Genomic DNA, 12,991 nt, shown 5'->3' on the forward strand with positions numbered 1-12,991 from the left:
GGAGTCGGGGCCGGAAGCATTAACCGGTAATAAGCTCGCCGGCTGGCGGCGTTTCAAGCAGCTTAAGCATGGCGCGGGCGATTTCTCGTTCGCCCATCACTACCTGGTTGGCGCCGCGTTCAACAATATATTCCACCTCATCGTCGTAATGCGCCCGCGCGATGATCTCGATATTCGGGCACTTCTCGCGCGCTGAGGCCACGATCTCTCCGGCCTCGTAACCGTTAGGGATGGTGAGCAGTAGCCAGCGCGCGCAGTCCAGATGCGCCAGATTCATAATCTCTTCATTGGCGGCGTTACCTAATACCGCGCGAATACCCCGCGCGCGCAGTTCGTCAACGCGGGTGCGCGACGTTTCGATAACTACCAACGGTATCCCCTGAGCCATCAGTTTTTCACCAAGCAGGCTCCCGACGCGACCGAAACCGACCAGCAGCGCATGGTTACAGATATCAACGGGGATCTGTTTCTCATCTTCCAGCACTTCTTCCAGCGTCTGTTCGTCCAGCGTCTCCGTTTTATCGAGGTATTTTTCCAGCAGGGTAAACAGGACCGGGTTGAGCATGATGGAGATAATGGCGCCGGCAAGCACCAGGTTCTGCCCGGCCTGCGGCAGCAGATCCAGCGCCATTCCCAGACCGGCAAGAATAAAGGCGAATTCACCGATTTGCGCCAGACTGGCGGCAATGGTCAGGGCAGTGCGCGGCGAGTGGCCGAACATCCGCACCAGGAAGAAGGCGGCAGCCGATTTACCGAAAATGATGATAGCCAGCGTCGCCAGTACCGCCAGCGGCTGCTCAAGCAGAATCATCGGGTCGAACAGCATTCCGACGGAGACAAAGAACAGCACGGCGAAGGCGTCGCGCAGCGGCAGCGTATCGTGGGCCGCGCGATGGCTGAGCTCGGATTCATTGAGCACCATACCGGCGAAAAAGGCGCCGAGGGCGAAGGAGACGTCAAATAGCTCAACGGCGCCGAAAGCGATGCCGAGCGCTAACGCCAGTACCGACAGCGTAAACAGCTCGCGTGAACCGGTTGCCGCGCTGCGCGACATAATCCACGGCACCAGGCGGCGGCCGACGAGCATCATAATGGCGATGAAGGCGACGACTTTGCCGATGGTAATACTCATATCGAGGGCCAGAGAAGCCAGGCCCACGTCGCCTTTCTCGGTCATGCCGGCAACCGCCGGCAGCAGCACCAGCGTCAGAACCATCACCAGATCTTCAACAATCAGCCAGCCGATGGCGATTTGCCCCCGCTGGCTATCAATAAGCTGCCGTTCTTCCAGCGCGCGCAGCAGCACCACGGTACTGGCGGTAGAAAGACACAGACCAAAAACGATACCGGTCATTAACGACCAGCCCAGCATGGCAGAGAGCGCCATACCCAACAGGGTCGCTACGGCTATCTGGGCGATAGCGCCCGGGATGGCGATGGCCTTAACCGCCATCAGATCTTTTAAGGAGAAATGCAGACCCACGCCGAACATCAGCAGGATCACGCCGAGCTCGGCCAGTTCCGGCGCCAGCTTGGTATCAGCAACAAAACCTGGGGTAAAAGGTCCGGCCAGCACGCCCGCTAATAGATATCCCACCAGAGGAGAAATACGTAGCTTATTGGCAATCATGCCGAGAATAAAGGCGAGCACAAGGCCGCCGACAATGGTGGTGATTAGCGGTGTTGCGTGGTGCATTCCGTCTCCTTGCAGTGGTGAGCTGATCCATTTTCGGTACATACCCGTCATGCTTCAATTTGCATGGGCGTAGGCTTTATTACTTAGCTCATCCATGAGCCTCGCCCTTGGGGGCCAGCGCCAGCGCTGTTCAAGGCACAAGTGGCTTGTCCTGCAACTTGAATGAATTAGGGTATAAAACCAAAAAACCGAATAATAGTTTATGACACTTTCAGCGGTTTTGTTTATGAATAATCGTTGAATTTTGCAGAAAAATGCAATTGACGTGCAAAAAAGCACGGAGCGCAAAATGGCAGCAGCTTATGCGGGGTAATGCTGGTGGGGTAAGGGATTGTGGTAGCCAAAGTTACATTTTGGCTACCGAAGAATCATGACTTTTGATGGTTGTTAGGTAGAAATATCGTCAGGATGCCGATTAGAGGCAGGAAAGCGCAGATTTTATAGACCAGTTCGATGCTGGTATGGTCAGCTAAGAGCCCCAGTACCGCGGCGCCAAGGCCACCCATGCCAAAAGCAAAACCGAAGAACAAACCAGAAACCATGCCGATCCGCCCCGGTAATAGCTCCTGGGCATAGACCAGAATGGCGGAAAAGGCTGAGGCAAGGATAAAACCAATTATCACCGTTAAAATCCCGGTCCATTCCAGGGATGCATAGGGTAAAACAAGGGTGAACGGCGCTACGCCAAGGATAGAGCCCCAAATAACATATTTGCGCCCAATCTTATCGCCGACAGGCCCGCCAATCACCGTTCCTGCCGCGACGGCAAAAAGAAAGGCAAACAGATGAAACTGGGCATTTTGCACCGACAATCCGAATTTTTGCATCAGATAAAAGGTGTAATAGCTGCTGATGCTTGCCATATAGAAGTATTTCGAGAAAATCAGCAGTAACAGGATACTGACCGCCAGAATAACTTTGTTTTTTGGCAACGGATTTACAATCAGCGCCTTCGGTTTACCTTTATTCATCCGATGCTGAGCGGCATACCAGCGGCTGATTTGCGCCAGCACGACGATCGCCAACAGCGCTGCCAGGACAAACCAGCCAACGTTACCTTTACCGTAAGGAGCGATAATCAGGGCCGCAAGCAGCGGGCCTAACGAGCTGCCAAAGTTACCGCCGACCTGAAATATCGACTGCGCCAGGCCATGGCGACCGCCGGAAGCCATACGCGCCACGCGTGAAGATTCCGGATGAAAGACCGAAGACCCGGTGCCGACCAGCGCGGCTGCCAGCAGAACCATACCAAAGCTCCCCGAGATCGCCAGCAGCACCAGACCGCTCAGGGTAAAGCACATGCCTATCGGCAGCGACCACGGCATCGGATGTTTGTCGGTCAGATAGCCGACGACCGGCTGCAATAGCGATGAGGCCAGCTGGAAGGTGAGGGTAATCATACCTATCTGCACAAAGGTCAGCGAAAACTCGGCCTGCAGCAGCGGGTAGATAGCCAGAATAAGCGATTGGATCATATCGTTTAGCAAATGGGAGAGGCTGATGGCGCCGAGAATGCGAAACGAGGTGCGTGCTTTTTGCGGCGCAGCAGCAGGGCCGGATAAGGGTTGTGCGGTCTGATTCATTGCCATAGGTTCACTTAAGTGTTTTTTATAGAGGATGCAGGTGGAATTATTATCTGCCTAACATACCTGCCCCTAAGGTTTGAAGGAAGTCGCAATTCTGAAAACATATTTGTCTAATCGGCCAACTCGCTATACTTTCGGCAGTTGTTACTTCGTCAGGGAGAGAAATATGCACTTTATGAAGCAAGGCGTTGCGCTGGCGCTATTTACGGCGCTATCGCTGGGGAGCCTGTCAGCGCAGGCTTATGAGCAGGATAAAACTTACAAAATAACCATCCTGCATACTAACGATCATCATGGCCACTTCTGGCGTAGCGACTACGGCGAATATGGGCTATCCGCACAAAAAACGCTGGTTGACGGTATTCGCAAAGAGGTGGCGGCAGAAGGCGGCAGCGTGCTGCTGTTATCCGGCGGCGATATCAACACCGGCGTGCCGGAATCCGATTTACAGGACGCGGAACCTGATTTTCGCGGGATGAACCTGATTGGCTACGATGCAATGGCGGTGGGTAATCATGAATTTGATAATCCGCTTAGCGTACTGCGTCAGCAGGAAAAATGGGCGAAGTTCCCTTTCCTTTCGGCGAATATTTATCAGAAAAGCACCGGCGAGCGTCTGTTTAAGCCGTGGGCGCTGTTCAAACGCGGCGGGCTGAATATTGCGGTTATCGGTCTGACGACCGACGATACGGCTAAAATTGGTAATCCCGAGTTCTTTACCGATATCGAGTTCCGTAAACCGGCGGAAGAGGCCAAACTCGTTATCCAGGAGCTGCAGCAGAATGAAAAGCCGGACGTGATTCTGGCTACTACCCACATGGGCCATTATGACAATGGCGCTCACGGTTCGAACGCGCCGGGCGATGTTGAGATGGCACGCAGCCTGCCTGCGGGAGCGCTGGCGATGATCGTCGGCGGTCACTCGCAGGACCCGGTATGCATGGCGTCGGAGAACAAGAAGCAGGTGGATTACGTTCCGGGTAGCCCGTGCGCGCCGGACAAGCAGAACGGTATCTGGATTGTGCAGGCCCATGAGTGGGGTAAATATGTTGGCCGCGCCGATTTTGAATTCCGCAACGGCGACATGAAGCTGGTGCGCTATCAGCTGATCCCGGTCAACCTGAAGAAAAAGGTCACCTGGGACAACGGCGAGAGCGAGCGCGTGCTCTATACGCCGCAAATCCCCGAAAATCCGCAGATGCTCTCCCTGCTGACGCCTTTCCAGAATAAAGGCAAAGCGCAGCTACAGGTGAAAATCGGTAGCGTAAACGCGCATCTGGAGGGCGATCGCAGCAAAGTTCGTTTCGTGCAAACCAATATGGGACGTTTGCTGCTGGCGGCGCAGATGGCGCGCAGCAATGCTGATTTCGCGGTGATGAGCGGCGGCGGAGTGCGTGATTCGATTGAAGCGGGTGATATCACCTATAAAGATGTGATGAAGGTGCAACCCTTCGGCAACGTGCTGGTCTATGTCGATATGAGCGGTAAGGAAGTGACCGAGTATCTGACCGCCGTGGCGCAGATGAAGCCCGATTCCGGCGCCTATCCGCAGTTTGCCAACGTCGGTTTTGTGGCTAAAGACGGCAAGCTCAATAATTTGACTATCAAAGGCGAACCGGTCGATCCGGCAAAGACCTATCGTATGGCGACCCTGAGCTTTAACGCCACCGGCGGCGACGGCTATCCGCATATCGATACGAAGCCCGGCTATGTTAATACCGGCTTTATCGATGCCGAAGTGCTGAAAGAGTATATCCAGAAAAACTCACCGTTGGATGCGGCAGCTTATGAACCGAAAGGCGAGGTAAGCTGGCAGTAACGTTTGAGCCAAACCCCGGTTGCGTAGCTACCGGGGCTACAGGTCTCAGCGGTTTTGGATTTTGTAGCCCGGACAAGGCGCGTCAGCGCCGCCTCCGGGATTATCCTCTGACGCAAAACCGTCAATTAATCGCGCCGCGCTATATCGGCGAATTTTGCCTCAAGGATCTTCGCCAGATCGCTGGCCGCCAGCTCAATATCCAGCCCGCGTTTGCCGCCGGAAATATAGATGGTGGCAAACGCCTGGGCCGGTGCGTCAATCACCGTCGGCAGACGTTTTTTTTGCCCGAGCGGGCTGATACCCCCCACCAGATAGCCGGTAACCCGCTGCGCGACCATCGGGTCTGCCATATCCACTTTTTTTGCGCCTAAGGCCTTCGCCACTTTTTTCAGATCCAACTGACCCGCAACCGGGGTCACTGCAACGGCCAGATGCTTCATGTCGCCGTTAACGGCAACCAGCAGCGTTTTGTAGACCTGGTCGGCGTTCAGTCCCAGCTTACGCACCACTTCGTCACCAAAATTGGTTTCGTTCGGATCGTGATCGTAGCTGTGGATTTGAAAACTAATTTTGTTTTTTTCGAGTAATTTTACGGCGGGAGTCATCGTTATCCTTCTTACCAACCGATTAAATGTGACATAAGCATACGCCCGACGGCTGTCTAAAAAATAGTATCATCTTGCGCAATAGTATTGGCAGTGATGGTCACTTTGAGCGACAATCAGACGATCCGGGGCGCGAACCCCGGAATAATAATAATGATGAAATTCCTCTTTGACGGGCCAATAGCAATATTGGCCATTTTTTTACGTCAGCATGTCCGGCAGATTCCCTTCGCCGTATAAATGCAGCGCCCCGACGGCAACCACGTAGCGTCCCGGCGGCAGCGCCAGCAGCGTTTCCCGCCAGGCGAGGTTGCGCTGGTGCATCAGAACGTCATACAGCGACTGGCTAAAGGTTGTCGGCAGCGAAGTAGCCCCTCTTGATGGCGGCTGATCGAGCCACCAACCGATCATCACCTGCAGCAGACGCGCATTTGTGCGCCAGTGGGTGAGGGTATCCTCCAGCAGCGCCAGACCGCCGTCGGGCAGATCCCGCAGCAGCGCAATCTGGCTGTCGGCTCCCTCCAGCTCCATCACCCGGATATGGCTCTCGCGCGCCGCCATCAGCAGTTGATAATCAATGCCGTAATCCGCCCTGAGCCCCAGTTTTTGCGCCTGAGTTGCCTGCAGTACCATCGCTACCTGCCACAGCGGTTGACTGTCGAACAGCGCGACAGACAGACCCATTTCTGCCGCCCGCTCTTGCAGTGCAGCAAGCTGGGATGCCTTCAGGCGTTCCGCCAGCGGCGGACAGGAGGGGAGGTTGCTGAATGGCGTTTCGCTGCCGCTAATATCCGCTTCCACAATCAGCGCATCGGCCTGACGGATCTTTTTTAACAGCCGGGCGGGCGGCGGCGACATATCGCGGGTGCCCATATGAATACTGCCGACCAGGTGCAGATAGCGTTCCCCGGGAAGGGTGATATCCAGCGCGGGCCAGGAATAAGACGAGCCGAGGGCGGCTTGCCACAGCATTTTTATTCGGTTTAACAGGCCCATACGTGCTCCGTAGTGTGAAGCTTTCATGCTAGCGCCTGGGGAAGAACGGCGCAAGGAAAGTCCTGGGAAAGCGTCTGCGCGCAGGCACTGGTTTATCGGCTGGAGCACTCACCGGAACGAGCAGAATGACTGAACGTCGGCGTCTGGTTATTTTCTCGCACGGGTACACGGTCATCTGCGGTTGTGCTCCCGGCTAAGGCGTTGACGCCGCCAGCCGGGAATCCAACCGCACGGCGGCTGAAACGACAGGAGCTTAGGCTTCCGGCTTAGGATTTTGGCTTAAAGCGCAGCAGGCGGTTGGCGTTGCTCACGACGGTAATCGAAGAGAGCGCCATGGCTGCGCCCGCCACCACCGGATTGAGCAGCGTTCCGGTCAGCGGCCACAGGATCCCGGCGGCAATCGGAATGCCCAGCGAGTTATAAACAAATGCCCCCAGCAGGTTCTGCTTCATGTTGCGCAGCGTGGCTTTGGCGATCTCCAGCGCATCGGCGACGCCGTTCAGGCTATGGCGCATCAGGGTAATCGCCGCTGTCTCAATGGCGACATCGCTGCCGCCGCCCATGGCGATCCCCACATCGGCCTGCGCCAGCGCGGGCGCATCGTTGATACCGTCGCCGATCATCGCCACCTGATGTCCCTGGCCTTGCAGGTGCTTAATCGCATCGGCTTTACCGTCCGGCAGAACCCCGGCAATCACCTCATCAATGCCCGCCTCTTTAGCGATAGCGTTGGCGGTGGTTGGGTTATCGCCGGTCAGCATGACCAGACGATAACCCTGGCGGTGCAGCCTGGCTAATGCCGCCACGCTATCTTCACGCAGCGGATCGCGGATGGCGAACAGCGCCGCCGCCTGACCATCTACCGCCAGTAGCACCGGCGTCGCGCCCTGTGACGCCTGGGCGTTCATTTCGCCTTCTATTTCAGCCGTTGCTATCTTTTGCTCATTAAGCAGCGCCTGGTTGCCGAGCAGCAGACGGTGGCCTTCGGCTTCACCGCTGACCCCCAGTCCGCGTAGGGTGCGGAAATTATCTACCGCAGGCAGGCGTTGATCTGCGGCTTTGTCGAGGATGGCGCGCGCCAGCGGGTGGCTGGAGCCTTGCTCCAGTGACGCCGCCAGACGCAGAGCGGCGGTTTCATCGATGGCGGCAAAGGTTTTTATCGCCACCACCTGCGGTTTACCCTCGGTGAGGGTACCCGTTTTATCAAAGACCAGCGTATCCAGGGTGCTGGCGCGCTGCAGCGCATCGGCATCGCGCACCAGAACTCCGTACTCCGCCGCGCGGCCCACGCCGGAGATAATCGACATCGGCGTTGCCAGCCCCAGGGCGCACGGACAGGCGATAATCAGCACCGTGGTGGCGATCACCAGGGTATAGACAATTTGCGGCGCCGGACCGAAAAAGTACCAGATCGCGGCGCTGAACAGGGCTATCGCCACGACCGCCGGGACGAACACGGCGGAGATTTTGTCCGCCAGCTGGCCGATTTCAGGTTTACTGCTCTGCGCCTGACGCACCATGCGGATAATACGCGCCAGGGTGGTCTGGCTGCCGACGGCGCTGGCGGTAAACAGTACGCTGCCGTCCTGCACTACGGTCCCGGCATGCACGGCGTCACCGTCGCCTTTTTGCTGCGGCACCGGCTCACCGGTGAGCATCGCTTCATCGAACCAGGCCTCGCCCTTGCTAATGATGCCATCGACCGGAACGCGATCGCCTGTGGTCAAACGCAGGGTCATTCCCGCCTGAACTTCCGCCAGCGGCAGATCTTTTTCGCCTTCGTCGGTGACCACCCGAGCTGACGGTGGGGTTAAATCGAGTAGTTTTTCCAGCGCTTTCGAAGAGCGCTGACGTGCACGGGCTTCCAGCATATGGCCGAGGTTAATCAGACCGATAATCATCGCGCTGGCTTCATAATAAAGGTGGCGGGCTTCCATCGGAAACCACTGCGGCCACAGATTGACGCTCATCGAATAGAGCCAGGCGACGCCGGTACCCAGCGCCACCAGCGTATCCATCGTCGCGGTGCCGTTTTTCAGGCTTTTCCACGCGCTGCGGTAAAAATGGCCGCCGGCAAATACCATCACCGCCAGCGTGACAAGGCCGATAACCAGCCACAGGGTACGGTTATCATCGCTGACCATCATGTTGTCGCCGATCATCCCCCAACCCATCACCGGGATCCCAACCAGCAGGGCGACGATAGCCTGCCAGCGGAAGCGCTTCATCGTGGCGATGGCGGTTTCCTGCTGACGCTCGCGGCGCTCGAGGTCGTCTTCGATAGCCTCCGCGCCGTAGCCCGCTTTCTCTACGGCCTGGACTAATTCTGCGGCGGACGCGCTGCCCAATACCAGCGCAGTGCGTTCCGCCAGGTTGACCCGCGCCTGCGAGACGCCCGGCACCGCGGCGAGCGCGTTTTGTACCCGGGATACGCAGCTGGCACAGCTCATGCCGTTGATTAACAGCTGCTGGCTGTCATCTTCGTCACGAGCTGCCGGAAGCTCAGTGGTGGCCGCTGTCAGTGCTTCCGGCGGGATTGATGACTCTGCCAGCGGTTTAGCCTTTGGGTGGCTGAGCTCCGCGCCGTATCCGGCTTGTTTAATGGTCTCAATCAGCGCTTCCGCGCTGGCGCTGCCCGTGACATGGGCTTCGGTAACGGTAACTTCCGCCTGCTCAACGTCAGGACGCTGCTCCAGGCTCTCTTTCACCCGTTTAACGCAGTGGCCGCAGGAGAGGCCATCAAGCGCGAGGTCGATAGTGTTAGACATAAATAACTCCTGAATAAATTTCCGGTTAATGATTGACCGAACACACTCTTTCATCGAGTATTAGCAAGGTTAAACCTTCCAGCAAGGGGAAGGTCAAGGGGGAAACATGAATATTAGCGATGTGGCGAAAAAAACCGGCTTAACCAGTAAAGCGATCCGTTTTTACGAAGAGAAGGGACTGGTAACGCCGCCGCTGCGTAGCGAAAACGGCTACCGCAGCTACAGCCAACAGCATCTGGATGAACTGACCCTGCTGCGCCAGGCGCGTCAGGTGGGGTTCAATCTGGAAGAGTGTCGCGAGCTGATATTCCTGTTCAACGATCCGTCGCGGCACAGCGCCGACGTGAAGCGCCGGACGCTGGAGAAAGTCGCGGAAATTGAGCGCCACATCAGCGAACTGCAGGGGATGCGTACGCAGCTGCTGGCGCTGGCAGACTCCTGTCCCGGCGATGACAGCGCGGACTGCCCGATCATCGATAATCTCTCGGGCTGCTGTCACCGCAAAGTCCAGGCCTAGCGGCCGTTAGGGAGCTCCCTGACCCGCAGCGTAATCCCCTCGACGGCGACGACTTCAACCTTACTGCCCGCCATGAGGTCGTCATCGGCTATTACCGGCCATGAACTGTCGCCCACGCGGACGTGTCCTCGGCCGTTAACCAGCGTCGTTTCCAGCGTAAAGCGGCGGCCAAGCAGCTGCTGTCCCCGCTGATTAAGCTGAGCGTCCGCCGGCTTCTGGCGTTTTACGCGGTTACGCAGCCAGCGCGACCACAGCCAGGCCGCCAGCAGGGTCAGCACGGCGAACAGCGTGCCCTGCCACTCCCAGCTAAACGGTAGCATCCAGACCAGCAGCCCGGTTACGACGCCGGCAATGCCGCTCCACAGCAGATAGCCGTTGCCGCCGAGCATTTCCGCCGCCAGCAGCAGCCCGCCAAGGCTGAGCCAGAAAATATGCGGGTGGGTGAGAATCAGCGCGATCATGATTTTTTCTGGGCGCCAGCCCCTTCTTTAATCAGTTCGCTGATCCCGGCGATGGAGCCCATCAGGCTGCTGGCATCCAGCGGCATCAGCACCACTTTACTGTTGTTCGCCGCGCCAATTTGCTGCAGCGCATCGGTATATTTCTGCGCGACAAAGTAGTTGATGGCCTGAATGTCGCCGGAGGCGATAGCGGACGACACCATCTGGGTAGCGCGCGCTTCCGCTTCCGCAGAACGTTCGCGCGCCTCTGCCTGTAAAAATGCCGACTGGCGTTCGCCCTCGGCTTTGAGGATCTGCGACTGTTTCTCGCCTTCGGCTTTGAGAATTTCCGCCTGACGTATCCCTTCGGCTTCCAGAATATAGGCGCGCTTGGTTCGTTCGGCTTTCATCTGGGCGTTCATTGAGGCGATCAGCTCCGCCGGCGGGCGTACGTCGCGGATCTCGACGCGGGTAATTTTGATGCCCCACGGGTTGGTCGCTTCATCGACAATATGCAGCAGACGGGTGTTGATGCTGTCGCGCTGGGAGAGCATTTCATCCAGTTCCATGGAGCCCAACACGGTACGAATGTTGGTCATGGTCAGGTTGATGATCGCCAGCTCGAGGTTGCTGACTTCATAGGCGGCTTTCGGCGCATCGATAACCTGAATAAAGCACACCGCATCAATGGTGACGTTGGCGTTATCGCGCGAAATCACCTCCTGTGAAGGGATATCGAGCACCTGCTCCATCATATTAATTTTGCGCCCGATCCGATCCATAAAGGGAACCACAAGGCTCATACCCGGCTGCAGCGTTTGCGTATAGCGGCCAAAGCGCTCTACCGTCCACTGGTAGCCCTGAGGAACAATTTTTACCGACGCTCCGACGATAACCAGCGCGACGAAAATAAGAATGGGGATAAAAATCAGCATCAAAAACCTCCTGTCTTGTTGCCTGTTGATGCGCCGGGAGAGTGGCGCGCGTTTAACCAGAGTATATCTTTCCGCGCATCCGGGTGAAAGGAAAGTGGAGTAAACTAGAGGCGTTGTTGAAAAACTGGGAATAATAATGACCGAAAGTAACGCTATTTTGCGCCTGGAGAACGTGGGGTTTCAGGCCGATGATGTCACCATCCTTAATGAGATAAGTTTTCAGCTCAGGGCAGGGGAATTTAAGCTAATTACCGGCCCTTCCGGGTGCGGGAAAAGCACCTTATTAAAAATAATCGCTTCGCTGCTGAGCCCGACGTCGGGAAAAATTCTCTTCGCGGGTAAAGATATCAACACGTTGACGCCGGAAACCTATCGCCAGCAGGTTTCCTACTGCGCGCAAACCCCGGCGCTGTTTGGCGATTCGGTGTATGACAATCTGATCTTCCCGTGGCAGATCCGTAATAAACAGCCTGAACCCAAAGCGCTGGTCGCCGATCTGCTGCGCTTTGGGCTGGCGGAAAATACGCTGGAAAAGTCAATCAATGAACTTTCGGGCGGGGAAAAGCAGCGCGTTTCGTTGATACGCAATCTGCAGTTTTTGCCGCAGGTGCTGCTGCTGGATGAAATTACCAGCGCGCTGGATGAAAGCAATAAAACCAATGTGAATGAGATTATTCATCGCTACACCAGCGAAAAAAACATCGCCGTTCTGTGGGTCACTCACGATAGCAATGAAATTGCCCATGCGGATGAAGTGATTACGCTAAAGCCTGCTGGCGGAAGAGCGCAGGAGGAGAAAAAAAATGAACGGGCATAATATTACCAATGAGTCGCTGGCGTTATCTATGGTTCTGGTACTGGTAGCGATCGTGGTTAGCTACCGGGAAAAGCTGGCGCTGGAAAAAGAGATTATCTGGAGCATTTGTCGGGCAATAGTGCAGCTGATTATTGTCGGCTATGTGCTGAAATATATCTTTAACGTTAATCACGCCGTGCTGACGCTGCTGATGGTGCTGTTTATCTGCTTTAACGCCGCGTGGAATGCGAAAAAGCGTAGCAAATATATCGACAAAGCCTTTGTCTCCTCGTTTATCGCGATAACGACCGGCGCTGGGTTAACCCTGGCGGTGCTGGTTGTTTCCGGATCGATTGCTTTTGTGCCGATGCAGGTGATTCCGATTGCCGGGATGGTAGCCGGCAACGCGATGGTGGCGGTTGGACTTTGCTACAACAATATGGGGCAGCGTTTTAGCAGCGAGCAGCAGCAGATTCAGGAAAAGCTGAGCCTGGGCGCAACGCCGAAGATGGCGTCTGCAAGGCTTATACGCGATAGCATTCGCGCCGCACTGATCCCAACGGTAGATTCGGCGAAAACGGTGGGGCTGGTGAGCCTGCCGGGGATGATGTCGGGGCTGATTTTCGCCGGGATTGATCCGGTAAAAGCGATTAAGTATCAGATTATGGTGACGTTTATGCTGCTGTCGACCGCCAGCCTGTCAACGATTATCGCCGGGTATCTGACCTACCTGAAGTTCTTCAATGCGCGCCATCAGCTGGTGGTGACGCAGCTGAAAAAACGCGCGTAAGATTTTTTCCCGGATACGGCGCTGAACGCGCCTGTCCGGGCCA

At 56.3% G+C, this 12,991-nt stretch carries 11 protein-coding genes; 4 read left to right on the forward strand and 7 right to left on the reverse strand.

The window, feature by feature from the left end; genetic code table 11:
- Window positions 1–19: 19 nt before the first annotated feature.
- Both ybaL and IAE27_RS01185 read right to left on the reverse strand, forming a co-directional pair.
- A complete protein-coding gene (gene ybaL / locus IAE27_RS01180) occupies window positions 20–1,696 on the reverse strand; it encodes a YbaL family putative K(+) efflux transporter (protein WP_004099684.1) in 1,677 nt (558 codons plus the stop codon).
- A 368-nt stretch (window positions 1,697–2,064) separates the two neighbouring features.
- Complete coding sequence (locus tag IAE27_RS01185; protein WP_004111050.1) at window positions 2,065–3,285, reverse strand: MFS transporter; 1,221 nt, start codon at window positions 3,283–3,285, stop codon at window positions 2,065–2,067.
- 163 nt (window positions 3,286–3,448) lie between these two features.
- On the opposite strand from IAE27_RS01185, the gene ushA reads away from it, so the two are divergent.
- Complete coding sequence (ushA, locus tag IAE27_RS01190; RefSeq protein WP_004099686.1) at window positions 3,449–5,101, forward strand: bifunctional UDP-sugar hydrolase/5'-nucleotidase UshA; 1,653 nt, start codon at window positions 3,449–3,451, stop codon at window positions 5,099–5,101.
- Window positions 5,102–5,226: 125 nt separating this feature from the next.
- Here ushA and ybaK read toward each other — a convergent pair whose 3' ends face one another.
- The 3 genes from ybaK to copA all read right to left on the reverse strand — a co-directional run bounded on the left by ybaK (window position 5,227) and on the right by copA (window position 9,470).
- Complete coding sequence (gene ybaK / locus IAE27_RS01195; protein WP_004099690.1) at window positions 5,227–5,706, reverse strand: Cys-tRNA(Pro)/Cys-tRNA(Cys) deacylase YbaK; 480 nt, start codon at window positions 5,704–5,706, stop codon at window positions 5,227–5,229.
- Between the two features lie 201 nt (window positions 5,707–5,907).
- A complete protein-coding gene (locus IAE27_RS01200; protein ID WP_070557214.1) occupies window positions 5,908–6,702 on the reverse strand; it encodes a TraB/GumN family protein in 795 nt (264 codons plus the stop codon).
- 266 nt (window positions 6,703–6,968) lie between these two features.
- Window positions 6,969–9,470 (reverse strand): copper-exporting P-type ATPase CopA, encoded by a 2,502-nt coding sequence (copA, locus tag IAE27_RS01205; RefSeq protein ID WP_154022496.1) that lies wholly within the window; start codon window positions 9,468–9,470, stop codon window positions 6,969–6,971.
- A 106-nt stretch (window positions 9,471–9,576) separates the two neighbouring features.
- Between copA and cueR the strand changes: the two genes are divergently transcribed.
- Window positions 9,577–9,987, forward strand: a complete 411-nt coding sequence (gene cueR / locus IAE27_RS01210; RefSeq protein ID WP_004099697.1) for a Cu(I)-responsive transcriptional regulator — start codon at window positions 9,577–9,579, stop codon at window positions 9,985–9,987.
- On the opposite strand, the gene IAE27_RS01215 is transcribed toward cueR, so the two are convergent.
- Together IAE27_RS01215 and IAE27_RS01220 are read right to left on the reverse strand one after the other, a co-directional pair.
- Entirely contained in the window at window positions 9,984–10,448 is a 465-nt protein-coding gene (locus IAE27_RS01215) for an NfeD family protein (RefSeq protein WP_108704126.1), read from the reverse strand. The two genes, cueR and IAE27_RS01215, sit on opposite strands and share 4 nt — an antisense overlap.
- A complete protein-coding gene (locus IAE27_RS01220; RefSeq protein WP_004099702.1) occupies window positions 10,445–11,362 on the reverse strand; it encodes an SPFH domain-containing protein in 918 nt (305 codons plus the stop codon). The genes IAE27_RS01215 and IAE27_RS01220 overlap by 4 nt, the downstream gene beginning before the upstream one ends.
- Window positions 11,363–11,498: 136 nt before the next feature.
- Here IAE27_RS01220 and fetA point away from each other — a divergent pair, with 136 nt between their 5' ends.
- Entirely contained in the window at window positions 11,499–12,179 is a 681-nt protein-coding gene (gene fetA, locus IAE27_RS01225) for an iron efflux ABC transporter ATP-binding subunit FetA (RefSeq protein WP_004099706.1), read from the forward strand.
- Window positions 12,166–12,948 (forward strand): iron efflux ABC transporter permease subunit FetB, encoded by a 783-nt coding sequence (gene fetB, locus IAE27_RS01230; protein WP_004111055.1) that lies wholly within the window; start codon window positions 12,166–12,168, stop codon window positions 12,946–12,948. The genes fetA and fetB overlap by 14 nt, the downstream gene beginning before the upstream one ends.
- Window positions 12,949–12,991 lie beyond the last annotated feature (43 nt).

The sequence above is a fragment of the Klebsiella sp. S69 genome (genome assembly GCF_016516145.1).
Taxonomy (GTDB): domain Bacteria; phylum Pseudomonadota; class Gammaproteobacteria; order Enterobacterales; family Enterobacteriaceae; genus Klebsiella; species Klebsiella oxytoca.